10 protein-coding genes are annotated in these 18,573 nt (G+C 42.6%); 7 read left to right on the forward strand and 3 right to left on the reverse strand.

Annotation, left to right across the window (positions count from 1 at the left end):
• The first annotated feature begins 48 nt into the window (after window positions 1-48).
• On the forward strand, window positions 49-927 hold the full coding sequence (locus H6G83_RS14920; protein WP_190473677.1) for a tetratricopeptide repeat protein: 879 nt from the start codon (window positions 49-51) through the stop codon (window positions 925-927).
• Between the two features lie 386 nt (window positions 928-1,313).
• Here the strand turns inward: H6G83_RS14920 and H6G83_RS14925 are convergent, their stop codons facing one another.
• The gene (locus H6G83_RS14925; RefSeq protein ID WP_190473679.1) at window positions 1,314-1,715 is read right to left on the reverse strand and encodes a response regulator; all 402 of its coding nucleotides are present in this window, start codon (window positions 1,713-1,715) and stop codon (window positions 1,314-1,316) included.
• A gap of 227 nt (window positions 1,716-1,942) precedes the next feature.
• Here H6G83_RS14925 and gyrA point away from each other — a divergent pair, with 227 nt between their 5' ends.
• From gyrA to H6G83_RS14950, 5 genes are all read left to right on the forward strand, one after another.
• Entirely contained in the window at window positions 1,943-4,444 is a 2,502-nt protein-coding gene (gene gyrA / locus H6G83_RS14930; RefSeq protein ID WP_190473565.1) for a DNA gyrase subunit A, read from the forward strand.
• 187 nt (window positions 4,445-4,631) lie between these two features.
• Window positions 4,632-5,384: an ABC transporter ATP-binding protein gene (locus H6G83_RS14935; RefSeq protein WP_199328441.1), complete on the forward strand. Its 753-nt coding sequence runs from the start codon at window positions 4,632-4,634 to the stop codon at window positions 5,382-5,384.
• Between the two features lie 1,098 nt (window positions 5,385-6,482).
• Window positions 6,483-8,684 carry a lipoxygenase family protein gene (locus tag H6G83_RS14940; protein WP_190473568.1) on the forward strand — a complete coding sequence of 734 codons (2,202 nt, stop codon included), beginning with the start codon at window positions 6,483-6,485 and terminating at the stop codon, window positions 8,682-8,684.
• 240 nt (window positions 8,685-8,924) lie between these two features.
• The gene (locus H6G83_RS14945) at window positions 8,925-10,112 is read left to right on the forward strand and encodes a TRC40/GET3/ArsA family transport-energizing ATPase (protein ID WP_190473571.1); all 1,188 of its coding nucleotides are present in this window, start codon (window positions 8,925-8,927) and stop codon (window positions 10,110-10,112) included.
• A gap of 582 nt (window positions 10,113-10,694) precedes the next feature.
• On the forward strand, window positions 10,695-13,457 hold the full coding sequence (locus tag H6G83_RS14950; protein ID WP_190473574.1) for a GAF domain-containing sensor histidine kinase: 2,763 nt from the start codon (window positions 10,695-10,697) through the stop codon (window positions 13,455-13,457).
• A 155-nt stretch (window positions 13,458-13,612) separates the two neighbouring features.
• Here H6G83_RS14950 and H6G83_RS14955 read toward each other — a convergent pair whose 3' ends face one another.
• A complete protein-coding gene (locus tag H6G83_RS14955) occupies window positions 13,613-15,229 on the reverse strand; it encodes a CocE/NonD family hydrolase (protein ID WP_190473576.1) in 1,617 nt (538 codons plus the stop codon).
• Window positions 15,230-15,290: 61 nt separating this feature from the next.
• On the reverse strand, window positions 15,291-16,067 hold the full coding sequence (locus H6G83_RS14960) for a hypothetical protein (RefSeq protein ID WP_242044600.1): 777 nt from the start codon (window positions 16,065-16,067) through the stop codon (window positions 15,291-15,293).
• A 292-nt stretch (window positions 16,068-16,359) separates the two neighbouring features.
• Between H6G83_RS14960 and H6G83_RS14965 the strand changes: the two genes are divergently transcribed.
• Window positions 16,360-18,573, forward strand: a complete 2,214-nt coding sequence (locus tag H6G83_RS14965) for a phosphoketolase family protein (RefSeq protein ID WP_190473577.1) — start codon at window positions 16,360-16,362, stop codon at window positions 18,571-18,573.

Consider the following 18,573-nt stretch of genomic DNA (forward strand, 5'->3'; position numbering starts at 1 on the left):
TTAAGCTAGCTGAAAGATTATTTGAATTGTGGCTTAAGAGGCGGTAGTGTGCGTAAAGGCATTAGTTTAATTTCTCTTCTGGTTGTCTGTGGTTTGTGGAGTATGCCCAAAGCTGTTCACGCACAGGCATTGATACCTCATACACTGCAATTAGATGCAGCAAGATTAGAAAGGCAAGGGTTGGCTTTAGCTCAAGAGGCGGCTCAACTGGGACAATTTCAACAGTATGAGTTAGCTTTGCCCAGAGCGAGGCTGGCTAGTCAGTTGGCTCCTCTTAATGATAAGGTATGGTTTCTTTTGGGTGGTTTGCAGCTGCAAGCTAAAAATTATGATGCGGCGATCGCATCTCTCAATCGTGCCAAAACTATCAATCCCAAGAATGCGGATGTGCTGTTTGCTATAGGTTCGGCTAATTTTCAACAAAAAAAATATCAAGCGGCCATTGAAAATTATCAAGCTGGTTTAAAGTTAAAACCCAATGAAGCAGACAGTTTATTCGATTTAGGCAATGCTTACTACATGGTAGGACGATTGTCTGATGCGATCGCTCAATACGATAAAGCCGTAGCTCAAGATAAAAAATTCTGGCCTGCAATTAATAATATCGGCTTAATCAACTACGAACAGGGTAATGTGGACGCAGCGATTAAGCGATGGCAAGCTGCTGTGACAATTGATAAACAAGCCGCAGAACCATTATTAGCCCTAGCTGTGGCATTGTACACCAAAGGCGATCGCCAACAAGGTTTAACTTTAGGCGAAACCGCACTGCGAATTGATCCGCGTTACGCCGATGTAGATTTCCTCAAAGAAAATCTCTGGGGTTCTCGCTTACTGGCTGATACGCAAAAATTCCTAGAGTTACCACGCATTCAAGCCGCTTTAGAACAGCGACCAACCGCACCAGCTAGTAGACAGCAAAATTAGGGGTGTAGGGGTATGAGGGTTTAGGGGTGTAGGGGTATGAGGGTTTAGGGGTGTAGGGAATCAATAGATTCCCTCACTGAAATTTGTTGAGTTTGCCAAATAATTCTTCCCCTTACACCCCTATACCCCTACCCCCTTACACCCTTACACCCTTACACCCCTATTTCTTCCTGACTACTTGCTTATTACTCATAATTCATAGTACGTTTATACTAAACTATTGGGAAACTTCGCCCAATATTTTTTTGAGCGAAGAGTCCTAGAAAATGTGCTTTATAGCTGTAATCAAATAGATTAGGACATTTTGAAACAGTAAATGTCAGCGAAAGTAATGTATTTACCTCCTGCCTCCAGCATAGCTGCCTCCTGCCTGCATACCTGCCTTACTAGTTGTCACCGGGGAGGTGTGCCATAATTTGGTCAACAAACTGCTGATGATCTACAACAGGCTTAGAGATGTAGCCATCAGCACCGCTAAGTTTGAGAAAGTTTTCGCGATCGCCTTCCATAGCGTGTGCTGTGACTAAAATTACTGGTAGGTGAGCAGTCTGTGGATCGGACTTTAACATTTGTGTAATTTTAATGCCATCCACAGATTGACCTTGATAAACACTCCTAGATAAAGAAACATCCATTAAAATTAAGTCTGCTTCTTTGGATTGTGCAATTTTGATTACTTCTTCTACATTTTCAGTATGTTTTACCCCCAAGCCGCCGCGCTTGGTCAAAATCTTAGAAAATACACGAGCATTAATCAGATCGTCTTCGACAATCAAAACAGTTTTCATGAGAATTTCATTTACAGAGGTGATAGGGATGACAACCCGAATAAACACAGTTGTCTAGCTTCTTTTTAGTATCAATATACTTTTCTGTCATCAAGGATAATACTACGGCTTTTTATCCTGTGATAATCAAGATTGTGTGATGAATCTCATTTCATCCGTTATGCTGTGTTTGCTGCCGTGTTTAGTGCTAGCGAAATTTATGTAGTTCAATCTCAGGGAAATAACTCATGGCAAAACAGTTAAACCTTCTCTCCACGGGACAGGTAATCACAACAGCCCTGCATACAGAGATGCAACGGTCTTATCTTGAATATGCCATGAGTGTGATTGTAGGCCGAGCCTTACCAGATGTTCGTGATGGCTTAAAGCCAGTGCATCGGCGGATTTTGTACGCCATGCACGAACTAGGTTTGACCCCCGATAGACCATACCGCAAATGCGCCCGTGTGGTGGGGGATGTGCTGGGTAAATACCACCCTCATGGCGACCAATCTGTTTATGATGCTTTAGTGCGGCTGGTGCAAGATTTTTCCTGCCGTTACCCTCTCCTCGCCGGACATGGCAACTTTGGTAGTGTCGATAATGACCCACCAGCAGCGATGCGTTACACAGAAACGCGCCTAGCTTCCATCAGCCATGAGGGAATGCTGACAGAAATTGGCGAGGAAACAGTAGAATTTATTGGTAACTTTGATAACTCCCAACAAGAGCCGACGGTATTACCTGCACAGTTACCATTTTTGCTGCTCAATGGTTGTGCGGGAATTGCTGTGGGGATGGCGACGAATATTCCCCCCCACAATTTAGGCGAAATTGTTGATGGTTTGATTGCTTTAATCGACCAACCAGATTTAACTGATGACAAATTATTAGAGTTAATTCCGGGGCCAGATTTCCCTACAGGCGGGGAAATAGTTGGTGACGGGGGGATAAGGGAAGCTTATATCACAGGTAAAGGTGGTATTGTCTTACGGGGTGTGGCGACAGTCGAAGAAATTCCTGGGGGTAAGGGAAGCAAACGCCGCACGGCAATTATTGTGACAGAATTACCTTATCAGGTGAATAAGGCGGGGTGGATTGAGAAAGTGGCGGAATTGGTGAATCAAGGACGCTTGCAAGGAATTTCTGATTTGCGGGATGAAAGCGATCGCGAAGGGATGCGTGTAGTCATTGAACTCAAACGCGATACCAACGCCCAAGAAGTCCTTCAACATTTATATCACCAAACGGCTTTACAAACTAACTTCGGGGCGATTCTTTTAGCTATCGTTGATGGACAACCGCGCCAGTTAAGCTTGCGGCAATTATTGCAGGAGTTTCTCAACTTCCGGGAACAGACACTCAACCGCCGCTACAGTTACGAGTTAGGGAAGGCGCAAACGAGATTACATACCGTTGAAGGCTTGCTGAAAGCTTTATCTAATTTGGATGAAGTCATCGAAATTTTACGCCGTTCCGCCGATGGGAGTACGGCGAAAGTCAGCTTGTGTAGCCGATTAGATTTGAGTGAAGACCAAGCGGATGCTATTTTAGCAATGCCATTGCGTCGCCTCACCAGTTTAGAACAGGAGAACTTGCAGCGCGAATTTGGGCAACTGAGCGAACAGATAGCTTTGCTCACCAAATTGTTAAGCGATCGCAAAGAGTTACTCAAGGCGCTGAAGAAAGATTTGCGATCGCTCAAAAAGAAATACGCCGACCCCCGCCGCACTAAACTAGGTGCTAGCCTTCCCGAAGAACTACCCAAAGGTAAAAACAAACAAAACGGTTCTACCACAGCCGATGAGGAAGGAGAAAATCAGCAACCCTTAGAACCAGCCGAAGAAGCAATTTTAGAAATTACCCATCGCGGATACTTACGCCGCATACAACCAGGGAAAAAATCTAAGGTGGAAAATGGGTTGTTAGAGAATGACTTCATCATCCAAACCAACCTCACCGACACACACCAAGAGTTATTAGTATTAACCAACGGCGGTAAACTTTACCCTGTGAAAGTAGGAGACATCCCCCAAACGACCGGACGTTCTCCACGGGGTACACCATTGATTACCATGCTTACCAGCACAGCCCAAGGTCATCAAGAACCTGTAGTTAGCCGCTTTTTACTTCCGGAAAATTTCAACGCTCAACAATTAATTCTCCTCACTAAACAAGGCAGAATTAAGCGTCTAGGTTTGGAAGAATTGACTAACTTAACTCGTCGGGGAATTACAATTTTAAAACTCAAAGATGATGATGAATTACTATTAACTCAATTCACCAAACCAGGAGAGCAAATCACCTTAGCTAGTTCTGGGGGACGCTTGTTAAAATTCGCAGCCAATGATGAACAACTCCCAGTTATGGGTAGGACGGCTATGGGTTTACAAGCATTCCGACTGTTGAGAAATCAACAAATGGTTGGCTGTGTCAGTGCAACGCAAGCAGAGTATTTATTGTTATTCACTGAACAAGGATACGCCAAACGCTTGCCAATCAACCAAATTAAGGCAGCAAATCGTGGTGATCTAGGCACACAAGCGATGAAATTTGACAATAAAACCGATGTTCTCGCTAGTATGGTAGGAGTGAACGCTGAGAGTGAAGCAGCAATCATTACGAACAAAGAGCGAGTATTGCGGATACCCACAGACTCAGTACCTATCTTACCTAGAGATGGTAAAGGCGAAAGCATCCTCCAACTCAACCGGGATGAAAAAGTGATTGCTGTTGTTGAGGTGAGGTAGAGCGAGGGACTGGGGATTAGGTACTGGGAACAGGCTTTGCCGTCATGTTCAAAACCCTTACACCCAGTCTCAACAGATCAGCTGATTGTGTTATCTCTAATAAGAGATTAAAGCTGTACATTTAGCCGCGAAACTCTCAGGTATATTCTCTAGTCTCTAGCCTCTAGCCTCTTATAACTAAATTATTATGGCAAACACTCTTTCTGTTACTGACTCTTTAGTTCCTAGTCCTGTACCAAAATCAGCAATTATTCGGCTAGAAAATATCTTTAAAATTTATGGTAGTGGCGAAACCGAAGTTAAAGCTCTAAATGATGTGGATTTGGTAATTAATGAGGGTGAGTATTGCTCGATTATGGGGCCTTCTGGTTCTGGTAAATCTACAGCGATGAATATTATCGGCTGTTTGGATCGACCAACGGGAGGACATTATTATTTGGATAATGTGGATGTGGCGCAAATGAATGATGTAGATTTGGCACATATCCGCAACAGAAAATTGGGGTTTGTGTTTCAACAATTCCATCTTTTACCCCAACTGTCTGCTTTAGAAAATGTTATGTTACCGATGGTGTATGCTGATGTTAAGCCGAATGAAAGACGCGATCGCGCGACAGAAGCTTTGATACGTGTCGGCTTAGAAAAGCGCCTCAACAACAAACCCACTCAACTATCAGGTGGACAACAACAAAGAGTAGCGATCGCCCGCGCCATTGTCAATCGTCCTGTAGTCCTCCTCGCAGACGAACCTACAGGCGCACTTGATTCACGCACCACCCAAGAAGTACTAAATATTTTTACTGAATTAAATGATGGGGGAATTACGGTAGTAATGGTAACACACGAACCAGAAGTTGCCCGGCAAACTAAGCGCATTGTCTGGTTTAAAGATGGGGAAGTGGTTAACCCTCACCTGACTCCCGAAGAATTAACAGAATAATTCCTCATAGCCAAAGGCTAAACTAACGCCTCTGTTGGCGCAACATTATGTAGAAAACTTAGCCAATTGGCTTCCTCAACTCAAATGATATAGGATCAATACTTGATTTTTGAACAAAAATCAAGTATTAGTCCTATATTAAGCGTTAGTAAGAGTTCTGGAAAACTTTTCGATTTATAGCAGGGCACAGGTGACAGGTGATAGAGTTAAAAGCCTTTTGCTGTCTCAGTTTTTTCATTTCCTGATGTCCTAACTGTCTTGGCTATTGCTATATTAATTTACAATTTTTCAGTATAAATACTGTATTCTAAAGATGTTTATGTCTATAACTTATTATCAGTGGTGAATGCGTAAAAAGTAGTAGCAAAAGCTAAAAAAAATTGTGAAAATTTTATGTTATTCAAGAGAATGGTAAAGTGATTGTGATTTTATAAAGACCTAGTTTTAGGAGTTGTTTGTATAAGTAATAATATCAATTTGCTTACTTCGATTTACCCGCATAAGGTGTAAAAAACGCGGGTTTCCACAATAATAAAATTAGTGTTGAGACGCTAAAATTAAAAACTGGGTACGATTTTCTACAAGATTATACCGCTATGCAAAGCATATTTGAGTTGAGAGTTAACAATTTATCAATATAGTTAACAGCCCTTCGGGCGAGGCAGAAGGCAGCTATGCTGGAGGCAGAAGGAAAAATTTTGAATTAAGAATAAAGCCTTTTTGACTCGCCCATTTGGGTTTAAGTCAAGCGCCATAATCTCAGATTTGGAGGTCTACGATTAGAGGAGGGTTTAAATCCCCCTCTAATCGGCCTCAAGCCGGACTGCCTTTCAACTCCTGCCTCCTTTAACTCATTACTTGCAACCTCAATTTTTGTGGAAACTAGCCTTTAAAGCCTTGATTCCCTACGGCGGAATAGAGTTGTTTCACTATTTTACCGATCATCCTATGTGAGTGGGGAACGCCGACAGGGATTGCCAAATATAGCTCAAAGCCTGGAAAGGCATATCGGCTATTTTGGAAAACAAATTTTGCGTTAGTTCAACTTTCAAACCTAAAACATCTACTCATTTCAAGCAATTAACAAGCAAGGAAATTATGTCAGAAATTAGCACTGAAAATTCTTTAACTCACCTAAATCAGCAACCTCAAGATTTAGATATAGTAGAAATTCTGAAAGAGATATACGCTTTGGTGAAATTATATGAAAGAATAGGGGATGATTTTCAATACAAATACGATTACCAATATCTCAATCCTTTAGCAATCACCCATATACCTATACTCAAAATTAACAATCCATTTAAAAATACAGAAACTAGTATACCTCTTCTACCAAAACAAGAATATCCTAACCTAAAATGGTTAGTTGCCTTAGTAGTCCGCATAGTTGTTATTCTGTTCAACAAATCATTAAATACCGAACAGAATTTCTTGAAAAAAATGATTGGTATTGCCTTAGATGCAATTGGTGACGAACTAAACAAATCACAGACTCAAGAAGAACTAGACGGTATTCTTTCAAAACTAAAATCAAGATTAGATGAAATTGATAAATCTGAGAATATTGACGGAAAACTAGCCTATGCTAGAGCAACTCAACCACAGCCAGAAACTATTACTCACCCTGCAATCGAAGCAGAATTTCAAGAACTTGACAAACAGATAGAACAATTCTTAGCGGCACATCTAGAAAAGCTTGTTAGCAATTTTGTAAAGATAGATGATTCACCAGCACCAAGAGAAAAGCTTCAGGATATAATTATATTTGTCGCTAAGTTAGCAGAACTAGCCAAGTATCTAAAACCCAGTCTCCAGCTTGGTACTGCTACTCCTACTGCCACTCCTGCTTCTAGCCTTGAGGATTACAACAATCAATTTCAAATTATAGACAAGCCGGATATTTCTTATCACTTTCAGGAAGATAAGTATTTTGCTTATATGCAGGTAGCTGGCCCCAACCCACTGGTGTTACAGAGGGTAACACAAATAGATGTGCGTTTACCAATTACTGAAGACAAATACTCCGAGGTTGCTAACTACTATGGGGTGTCAGATAATCTCAATCAAGCAATAGCAGAGGGTCGGATTTATCTAGCAGACTATACTGTGTTAGATACCATAGTCAATGGCAATTTCCCTGTAAAACAAAAGTATATTTCTGCGCCATTAGCCTTATTTGCAGTACCGCCGAGTAACTATAGCGATCGCTCTTTATTCCCAGTAGCAATTAGTTATCAGCAAACCTCGATTAGTAATGATTGGATTGTCTTTACACCCTTAGTTAGTGATACTAACGCAGATACTTGGATGACTGCCAAGAATATAGTACAAATGGCAGATGGCAACTATCACGAATTAATCAGTCACTTAGGACGGACTCACTTAGTGGTTGAGCCTTTTGTTGTCGCAACTAATCTATTACCCGACAACCATAGTTTAAAAAATCTTCTCAAGCCTCACCTTGAGGGTACGGTACTGATTAATTATGGCGCTCATGCCCTATTAGTTGCCCCAAAAAATGGTGTAGATGAGTTACTAGCAGGGAGTATTGGCAGTGATCAAGCTTTAGCTGCTCATGGAACGCAAAGCTACCTATTTAATTTTAATGATATCGCCTTTCCTAATACTTTAAAAAATCGTGGTGTTGATGATGCTAGTAAGTTACCTACTTACCCTTATAGAGATGACGGGTTACTCATTTGGCAGGCTATTGAAACTTGGGTAAGGGACTATTTTAATATCTACTACCCCAATAATTCATCAGTGCTTAACGATGAACATTTACAGACTTGGGCTTCTACATTGAGTTCTCAAGAAGGAGGGCGGTTACAAAATTTTGGTGACGATGGAAGCGGGCGTATTCAAACCTTAGATTATCTAGTGAAAGCTGTCTCAACAGTTATTTTTACAGCTAGCGCCCAACACGCGGCTGTGAATTTTCCCCAAAAAGAACTTATGATGTATGCACCAGCATTTCCTTTAGCCCGTTATGTCCCTGCACCGACAAATCCCCAGCAATCAGAGAATTTCTTTAAAGGGTTGCCACCGCTAGAGCAGTCACTGCGTCAGATCGGCTTACTTTATTTACTTGGCTCTATCTACTACACCAATTTAGGTAATTACTCTGCGTCAGCTTTCCCAGATCCAAATGTAAAACCGGCTCTGGATAGATTCCAGACAAGCCTCAAATATATTGAGCAACAAATTCACCAAAGAAATAGTAACAGTAAAGGCGATCGCATAATACCTTACGAATTTTTGTTACCTACCAAGATTCCTCAAAGCATCAATATTTAACTTGAGTTTGGGAGAACCTACAGAAGGTTCAGTCAATGAAGGTTGGTAGTGCTTCTTGCATCTGCCGTTACTGGGGTGCTTGTTTTTACAAGCATCCCTTGATTTTTGCCTTACTGTCTCACTTTCGTCCTCAGCAAACCGGATTATCATAAACGAAAAGTGCTGTATTCCTGGGAAAGCGTCAATAATAGAGATAGCGTAAATAAATGTAAACAATTCTCAGGCAGGGCAGAATCATTCATGCGAGTAATTTTGATGACAGGTAAGGGCGGTGTAGGTAAAACTTCTGTGGCGGCTGCAACTGGACTCCGTTGTGCAGAGTTGGGCTATCGTACACTAGTCTTGAGTACAGACCCCGCGCACTCATTAGCAGATAGTTTTGACATGGAACTAGGCCATGCACCTAAACAAATTCGTCCCAACCTGTGGGGTGCAGAACTAGATGCGCTGCAAGAATTAGAAGGAAACTGGGGTGCAGTCAAGCGCTACATTACCCAAGTTTTACAAGCTAGAGGTTTGGAAGGCGTACAAGCAGAAGAATTAGCCATTCTTCCAGGGATGGATGAGATTTTCGGCTTGGTGAGAATGAAGCGCCACTATGACGAAGGCGAATTTGATGTCTTAATTATCGATTCTGCACCCACCGGGACTGCATTGCGACTGTTAAGTTTACCAGAAGTCGGCGGTTGGTATATGCGCCGTTTCTACAAACCATTTCAAAATATCTCCGTCGCCCTGCGTCCCTTGGTTGAACCTATCTTTAAACCAATAGCTGGGTTTTCCTTACCAGATAAAGAAGTGATGGATGCGCCTTACGAGTTTTACGAACAAATTGAAGCGTTGGAAAAAGTATTAACTGATAATACGCAAACTTCCGTGCGGCTCGTGACTAACCCTGAGAAAATGGTGATTAAAGAGTCACTACGCGCCCACGCATATTTAAGTTTGTACAATGTTGCCACAGATTTAGTTGTGGCTAATCGCATTATCCCTCCCCAAGTGGAAGATCCATTCTTCCAGCGCTGGAAGCAAAATCAGGAAGAATATCGTCAAGAAATTCACGAGAACTTTCATCCATTACCAGTGAAAGAAGTGCCGCTATTTTCAGAGGAAATGTGCGGACTACCAGCGTTAGAGCGGTTAAAAAATACTTTGTATAAGGATGAAGATCCCACTCAGGTATATTATAAAGAAACAACTGTGAGGGTGGTTCAAGAACAGAACCAATACAGTTTGGAATTGTATTTACCTGGGATTCCCAAAAACCAAATTCAACTCAATAAAACGGGAGATGAGTTAAACATCACTATTGGCAACCATCGCCGGAATTTGGTGTTACCGCAGGCTTTAGCAGCTTTACAACCCGCAGGAGCAAAGATGGAAGACGATTATTTAAAAATCCGCTTTGCTGATGGGATGAAAGTTTAATTGGTGGCAAGATAAATCCAACCAGTATTCTAACTGACATCTTGCACTTTCTCAATAAGCAGATGGTGGGCAATGCCCACCCTACGAAATAACAGGGGTTTTAGGCTTTGATGTTCGCAATAATGTAATGGTGCAAGATATAAGCTAAAAGCCTTTTATATCAAGTCCGGCTAATTACGATATGGTTGATTTAGTCGGTAATGGGTAATAAGTAATCGGTAATTGTCTGTTACCATTATCAATTACCCATTACCAATTACCAACCCTCAAGATATGATAAATGTTTAAGCGGACATGATATTATTTATAGCTTGAAAAGACGCGAGTAATATCGTGTCTTTTTTATTTATAGCAGGTTACAGGATATCTACCCAATATAGCTTTACCTCAACTGTGTTTTGCCATATCTTAATAAGTTATGTAAGTAACTAAAAATAAAGATTTGTGTAAAAAAATCAATAATTTTAGGAAAAATTAATTGACCGTAATTTTACTGTGGACAATGTAATATCTTCAATTTAAAAATGTTTTTATATTTATTATAAATATCATAATTTTCCTTAACTTTTTTAAAGAAAAACAATGTTACCGATCGCTGAATCAAATTCTCATGTCAGTCTGAATCAAGAAAGCGTACTGCGCCGTATCACAGCTCGCATCCGTCAATCTCTAGAGTTGGAGGATATCATCACAGCGACAACGGCGGAGGTACGTTCTTTATTAGGTACTGACCGAGTGATGATTTACAAATTTCATGCAGATGGAAGCGGTCGAGTAATTGCTGAGTCGATGTATGAAAATTGTCTACCCTCGCTGCTGAAGCTAAATTTTCCAGCTGATGATATTCCCCCCCATGCAAGGGAACTTTTTCTCAAGTATAAGGTGCGTTCTGTAGTCAATGTAGATACACAGGAGATTGGTCAAAGCCCTGTGCGTAACTTGGAAACGGGAGAATTAATTGCCGAAGAAATTCGTTACCGTCCTGTAGACCCTTGCCATGTAGAATACTTAAGGACGATGGGGGTGAAATCTTCCGTCATTGCGCCTATTGTCCATGAAGATGCACTTTGGGGATTATTGGTATCCCATCACTCCCAAAGTCGGGTGGTTAGCGCGGGTGAGTTAGAAGCCATGCAGATGATTGTAGAGCAATTGGGGATAGCGATCGCCCAAAGTCATCTCCTCACCCAAGCCCGTGCTAAAGCGCAACGAGAAGCCCTGATTAATCGCATTGCTACCTTACTACACTCATTACCAACCATCGCCTTACAACCAGCTTTAGAAGCAACTGTTGCTGCTTTTGCTGGTGTTGGTGCTAGGCTGTGTTTAAGGAATCGGGCTATTGACTTACAAAATAGTCATAGTCAAAGTTTTGGAGAATGTTTAATCCCTGGAAGTAACTGTGTTCAGCTTTACACCTGCGGACAACAACCCGTAATTTCCGAACCAACTATTTATCCCCTGATTGAACAGTATAATGTCTGGCAGGAACGCTACAAAACCCATCCTCATGAGTTGTGGGCGATTAACGACATCTATCAAACTCCAGCCTTGCGGACTTTACAACCTGTTTTTCAACCGACAAAAATTCGGAGTATTTTATTCATCCCTCTGGAATACCGTCAGCAGTTGTTAGGTTATTTAAGTATATTTCGTCATGAAGTAGATACTGAAACCCTGTGGGCTGGACAATTTGATCCTAACCAAAAGCAAACCTTCCCACGGATGTCCTTTAATTTATGGCGTGACTCCAAAAAGGCGCAAGCGCAACAATGGACAAATGAAGACATTGAACTAGCTAAAGAAATAGCTAAACAGTTTGCCTCAGCCATTCAGCAGCATGAACTGTACCAACAAGTACAAGCTTTTAACGAAAATTTAGAAAAACAAATCCATCGACGTACAGTTGAACTACAAAACACAACCAAACAACAACAAGCTGTGTTTGGTGTGATTACCAAAATTCGGGAATCTCTAGATACTAATACGATTTTTCAAACTACTACTAAAGAAGTTTGCCAATTAATCAAAGCTGACCGAGTTTCTGTATATCGCTTTGATACTGACTGGGGTGGTGAATTTGTCGGTGATTTTGAAGCTGCAAGCCCCCATTGGTTGAATGAATCAAAAATAGGCGTTAATCTGGTTTGGAACGATACCTACTTACAAAAAACAGAAGGAGGACGCTATCGCTACAATGAAACATTGGCGGTAGACGACGTTTATCGGATGGGGTTTACTCAGTGTCACCTGGATAATTTAGAACAGTATCAAATTCGGGCTTTTGTACTGGCTCCTATCTTTTTTGGGCAAAAACTTTGGGGTTTACTCGCAACTTATCAACATACTGGCTCCCGTCAATGGCAACCCTCAGAAGTCAATTTTCTCACACAAATTGCTGCCCAGTTAGGAGTGGCGCTACAACAGGCTGAACTACTTACCCAAACTCAGCAACAAGCGGAAAAATTAACTCAAACACTGCATAATTTACAACAAACCCAGACCCAACTAATTCAAACAGAAAAAATGTCTTCATTGGGTCAATTAGTTGCAGGTGTTGCTCATGAAATTAATAACCCTGTAAACTTTATTTATGGCAACCTCAGCCATGTGAGAGAATATGCTGAGGATTTACTCACGATGTTGGAGCTTTATCAGCAAGAGTTTCCTACTCCTAGTGAAGAAATTTTGGAGGAGGCAGATAGGATAGATTTAGAGTTTTTATCTAAAGATTTGCCTAAAACTCTAGCTTCTATGCAAGTTGGTGTCGAGCGCATCCGTCAGATAGTTGCGTCTTTACGCACTTTCTCTCGTCTTGATGAAGCCGAAATGAAAGACGTAAATATTCATGAGGGAATTGATAGTACTTTGATGATTTTGCAACATCGCTTAAAAGCTAAACCGGAAATGGCTGGAATTAAGCTCATCAAAGAATATGGTGATATTCCTTTGGTAGAATGCTATGCTGGACAGATGAATCAGGTATTTATGAATGTTTTGAGTAATGCTCTTGATGCTTTGGAAGATGATCGCGAGTCACAATCAAAACAGCATCCGGGTGAAATTATCATTTCTACTACTGTTGGGCAAATCACAGACAGGGTTAAAAGCGTAGTCATTCGCATCAAGGATAATGGCCCTGGTATGCCAGAAGAGGTAAGAGCGAGAATATGCGATCCATTTTTTACCACCAAGCCAGTCGGTAAAGGTACTGGTTTAGGCTTATCTATTAGTTACAAAATTGTCGTGGATAAGCATGGTGGTGTTTTTAAATGTAGTTCTCAATTAGGCTCAGGTACGGAGTTTTGGATTGAAATTCCTATTCAGCAGGCGTTATTTAGTTGACAGTTGACAGTTATCAGTTATCAGTTGTCAGTTATCAGTTGTCAGTTATCAGTTATCAGTTGTCAGTTATCAGTTGTCAGTTGTCAGGTTATTTCCACACTGTCCACTGTCCACTGTCCACTGTCCACTGTCCACTGTCCACTGTCCACTGTCCCCTATCTCACTGGTAACAGAACTCTGGAACCCTCGCCATCACAACTGACGGTGATTGTGATTACTTGGGCATTTAGTAAACTATCACTATGCAAGACTGCGCCATTGCCAGAGTTCATGGCGTAGGCTGGGTAACAGGTTGCACTTAAACTTAGGCGTATGGCGTTACCTTGAGATATTTTGACACAAGTTGTTTGTAGTTGAATCTTTCTGGTGATGTTACTGGTTCCGTCTGCACAATGTAAATAACCTTGCGTCAAGTTGTATACTCTGCCGTCTGGATAGACTTGTGAGAGGACTGCACATAAATCATAACTGGGTTGGTCAGCAGTACAGACAATTTCTACTATTACATCCCCTAGTAAATGTAAGTCTGCGGTGAGGGGTTCGCTGGTGTATGTCAGGACATCTGCACGAACATCGATATGCGATCGCTCAAATACTCCAGCTGCGATCGCTCCATGACCACCCACCGATGGCACTGGTCGCCAGGGGTCATGTACTAGAACTTCTTTGTGTTCTGGCGGCTGAGGATTGGGTGTCAAAGTTCCAGCATCTTCTCTAATATTGGCTAGTCCGGTGGTTGACAAGTAGTAAATTTTCTGGTTTACTATATTTATAATGGGAATATATTGCCACATATTATCGCCCATTTCAAACAAGTATAGAGGGTAATTATCTAACAAGCCTGTATCTATACCCTTGAGAAAGTAATCAAACCATCTTATCTGCATCTCATCTATAGGACTGGTGGCTTGATTGCCAAAGTCAACTTCCCCGACTTTGCGACCCCAGGGTATATGCGCCCAAGGCCCGACTACTAGATGTTGGGGTGTGGTGGCACGGGCTACCATATCCTTATATAGATGCAGCGTCCCGCGTAGGTAGGTATCGAACCACCCACCGATATGCAGCATGGGTAAATCAACATCTTGGAAGTGGGTTTTGGGTGAGAGTTCTTGCCAGTATGCGTCGGGTTGGGGATGGGCTACCCAATCGTGATAAAAAGATTCGGGTGCGAGTTGTTGGAGAATTTCGGGGTTATTTAGGGGTAGGTTACGGGATGCGGCGAATAATGCTTGATAGGTTTGTTTGTCTCCTCGTAGTCTGGCGGTTTCTGTGGCTAGTTGAATTGCCCAAGCGAGGTTAGTTTGTAAACAAAATGCACCACCTTCATAAGCCCAATCTGTATATAAATCATAACCGATCATCGCCGGGCAGATAGTTTTTAGGGCTGGTGGTTGGGCAATGGCGGCATATAACTGAGTCATCCCTTGATAGGAGAAACCATACATCCCTACTTTACCATTGCTACCTGGAAGACTTGCAGCCCAGTTGACTGTATCTTCACCATCGGCAATTTCATGGGCAAATAACTGAAATTCGCCGCCTGAAGTACCGCGTCCGCGTACATCTTGAATCACGACAATGTAACCTTGGGCAGTATACCATGTAGGATGGGCATAGACAACAGTGGATGCGATCGCTCTCCCATAGGGTTGTCGCATCAATAATACCGGAAACTCCCCGACTGCATCCGGGCGATAGATATCTGCATCTAGCCTGATACCGTCGCGGGTATACATCGATGCTGTTTGCTTATCAAGAACTCGAAACATATCTCAACCGCATCACCCATTACCAATTACCAATTACCAATTACCAATTACCAATTACCCCTTACTTCTTTTTCTTTTTCTTCTGTTTACTACTCACAGAAGGCCCAAACCCACGGGGTACTTGTGGGAGTTCCTGCTGGTAGAAATTGATGAGTTCTTCTACTGGAAACCTTCTTTCGGGAACCTCCTCTCGTGATTTCAATCCTAAGTCTACTTGTACCATATCCCAATCACCAACAATCACAGTTGATACTCGATTAGCCGCAAACGCACGTTCCATCACTGGTGCAGACTCAACAGCTTGTAAATCAAGCAATTCACCAATTAAAAAAGCGTTAAATTCTTTGTCATTTTTAGTAAAATCTTCTAACCTCTGCGTCAACACTGCTATACATCTGTCACGTAAATCAGGATGTTTCTCAGCAATTTTACGTAGCGAGGTAGCAGCATCAGCGAGGTCGTAAGCATCATTAGACAAATCTTGAAGATATGCTTCTAATGTAGGAATTGCCGCCGCCCCGATAGTACCATAGAACTCGAATAATTCATTGGGTAGCCAATCATCATCAAGTTCATGAAATAGAGTTACCAGGGGTTGAATTGCTGCTTCTGCACCGAGTTGATTCAACACCCGCACTGCATGAACTGGCCCCCAAGCTTCTATAGTATCGATGTCACCGCTATTTAACCCCTTGTCCGTCGCCAAGCGAATGAGGTCGGGAATATGGTCTGTATTGAAACCAAGTTCCTGTATATAATTGGGGATAGTTTCCATTTCGCTACAATCACCATAGGTTAATAGCTTATCTACAGGAGATGGATAGATAGACCCTGACATATTACTTATCTCCACCATTTCAGTTGTCACTATTATCCCAGTGTTAACAACTGAGATGGCATATCTACTAATAATTTTTGATTCTTTAAAGTAACCCACCCCTAACCCCTCCCAGGAGGGGAACATATGGACTATGGACTGTTGACTATGGACTAATGACTAATGACTATTTAAACTACTTATATTTTGCATTGCCAAACACTTATAAACTGATACAACGCTAAAGATGTAAAATTTCTGTTAAATTCAACGAGCATCAATAGTTTCACATCATCCTTATCAGGTACTCAGCATGACTGCAATTACACCCAAGGCTTCCTCGGCGCTTCCCGAATTTGCGGAAGGTATTCAATATTTTGGTGAGGCGCTGCCAGACTTTGAAACTTATGGTGCTACACCTGCGATAGAATCGGGCAAAGTAGCGATCGCATCTCCTACAGACCCAAAAGCAGTATACCAAACCTTACTCGCTGCCGATGCCTTACGCTATCTGACATTACAAATCACTGGAAGTAAAGCTTCTGGACATCCAGGCGGGTTTGCCAGCCAAGCAGAAGCTTATGCGGCGTTGGTCATGCTGGGGTATAAGAATATTATTACCGAAGTCGGACACCACGCCCCTGGATTTTATAGTGCCATGTTCTTGGATAGATCGCTAGAGGATATGGGCATTTCTACAGTACAACAATTGCGCGATCGCTTCCGCGAAAAGCACGGGTTATTAGGACACCTTTCCGGTTACATCCCTGGTATTCTCGCCCCGGCTGGCCCCTTGGGACAAGGACAACACTTTGCAATGGCGGCGGCTAAGTTACATCCAGATAAATTATTCCCCTTCACCCTCGGCGACGGTGGACTAGGTGAACCCTACATCATTAGTGCAATGGCACATTTCCACACCGCATATCCCCAAGCCACCAACTTTTTACCCGTCCTCGTCTGGAATGGGTACAGTCAAGAACATCACAGTATGGTTTCCCTGAAAACCAACGAACAGATGACCGCATTTTGGCAAGGTAACGGTTTTGCGGAAGTTGTCTTAGTCGATGCCAAAGACTTTGACGACCAAAACCAACCAGGAGATTATGTAGATAGTACCGCCTTCTCCTTCCAAAAACGCCTGGAATTTACCCAAGCCGTCCTCGTCGCCGCCGATAAAGCCGCCCGTTCCGCCTTGGGTGGTAAACTGACAGTATTTATTATCAAACAACTCAAAGGCGCAGGCGTTCACGCCAAAGGTGCAAAATCTCACAACCTCTATCCCAAAGACACCTTAGACGCACCCCACATTGTCACCGCTTTACAAAGCCGTGCATTATCCCCCGCAGCTTGGCAAACTGTGAGAACCAACGCTGAACGCGCAGGTGGCGGCCCCGCAGCCAAAACAGTGGTGACAGAATTTGAGTTACCATTACCAGAATTAGGTACATTACCCTTAGAAGAATATGCAGTCGGTGGGGAAGCGAAAGTTTCTACCACCGCAATGGGACGACTGGTGGGTGTAGTCGGACAGAAAGATCCAAACTTCCTCGTCACCAACGCCGACGGTAACGAAGCATCGGGTATTGGGAACATCAACCAAGCCTTAAAAATCATCCACCCCACCACCGACGACTTATATAACCAAGCACCAAACGGACAAGTTTACGAACCCTTGAGTGAAGATGCTTGTGCAGGTTTAGCGGCTGGCTTATCCTTGATGGGTGCAAGAACCCTGTGGTGTTCCTATGAGTCCTTTGCCATCAACGGCTTACCAATATGGCAAACCGTCACCCAAGCAATGGCAGAATTACGCCGCCAAACACCCTCAACAATTACCCTATTTACTGCTGGTGCATTAGAACAAGGACGCAACGGTTGGACACACCAACGTCCAGAAATTGAAGCCTACTTTGCATCGATGATGCGGAACGGCAATGTATTTCCTGTATTCCCCCCCGATGCTAACAGTATCCAAGCCTGTTATGACTGGGCGTTAACAACAAAAAATAAGGGAATTGTTATTACTGCAAGTAAATCACCTTTACCAATTCGTACCACTTTTGCACAGACACGCCAAGGTTTAGAAGAGGGTGCAATAGTATTACATGAAACTGCGGGTGAGAAGAAAGTTGTGTTTGCCGTAATTGGCGATATGACATTAATTCCTGTGTTTGAAGCAGCGAAATCTTTAGAAAATAAAGGTGTAGGAGTGAAGATAGTTTCTATCATCAACCCCCGCCGTTTATATCGTCCCGGTGATGTGGCTTGGGACACCTGTTCACAACCTGATAGCGGTTTCATTGATGATGCAAAATTCGCCGAATTATTTGGCGGTGATGCGTTAATTGGTGTGACTGGTGGTGCTGCATCGATGTTAGAACCCATCATGTTGCGGAGTAACAGCAAGCGCGACACCTTCGCCTGGAAGCGTGGGGAAACTACAGCCAGTGCTGGCGAGTTGATGGCTTTCAATGGTTTGACTGCTGAGGCTTTGGCGAAGCGGGCTGTTGAGTTAGTGGGTTAG

This window comes from Anabaena azotica FACHB-119 (assembly GCF_014697625.1).
Taxonomy (GTDB): domain Bacteria; phylum Cyanobacteriota; class Cyanobacteriia; order Cyanobacteriales; family Nostocaceae; genus Trichormus; species Trichormus azoticus_A.

Bases quoted from the DNA above. Each gene is read 5' to 3' on its own strand.
- H6G83_RS14925 (WP_190473679.1), bottom strand. From the start codon at position 1,715: ATGAAAACTGTTTTGATTGTCGAAGACGATCTGATTAATGCTCGTGTA.
- gyrA (WP_190473565.1), top strand. From the start codon at position 1,943: ATGGCAAAACAGTTAAACCTTCTCTCCACGGGACAGGTAATCACAACA.
- H6G83_RS14935 (WP_199328441.1), top strand. From the start codon at position 4,632: ATGGCAAACACTCTTTCTGTTACTGACTCTTTAGTTCCTAGTCCTGTA.
- H6G83_RS14940 (WP_190473568.1), top strand. From the start codon at position 6,483: ATGTCAGAAATTAGCACTGAAAATTCTTTAACTCACCTAAATCAGCAA.
- H6G83_RS14945 (WP_190473571.1), top strand. From the start codon at position 8,925: ATGCGAGTAATTTTGATGACAGGTAAGGGCGGTGTAGGTAAAACTTCT.
- H6G83_RS14950 (WP_190473574.1), top strand. From the start codon at position 10,695: ATGTTACCGATCGCTGAATCAAATTCTCATGTCAGTCTGAATCAAGAA.
- H6G83_RS14955 (WP_190473576.1), bottom strand. From the start codon at position 15,229: ATGTTTCGAGTTCTTGATAAGCAAACAGCATCGATGTATACCCGCGAC.
- H6G83_RS14960 (WP_242044600.1), bottom strand. From the start codon at position 16,067: ATGTCAGGGTCTATCTATCCATCTCCTGTAGATAAGCTATTAACCTAT.
- H6G83_RS14965 (WP_190473577.1), top strand. From the start codon at position 16,360: ATGACTGCAATTACACCCAAGGCTTCCTCGGCGCTTCCCGAATTTGCG.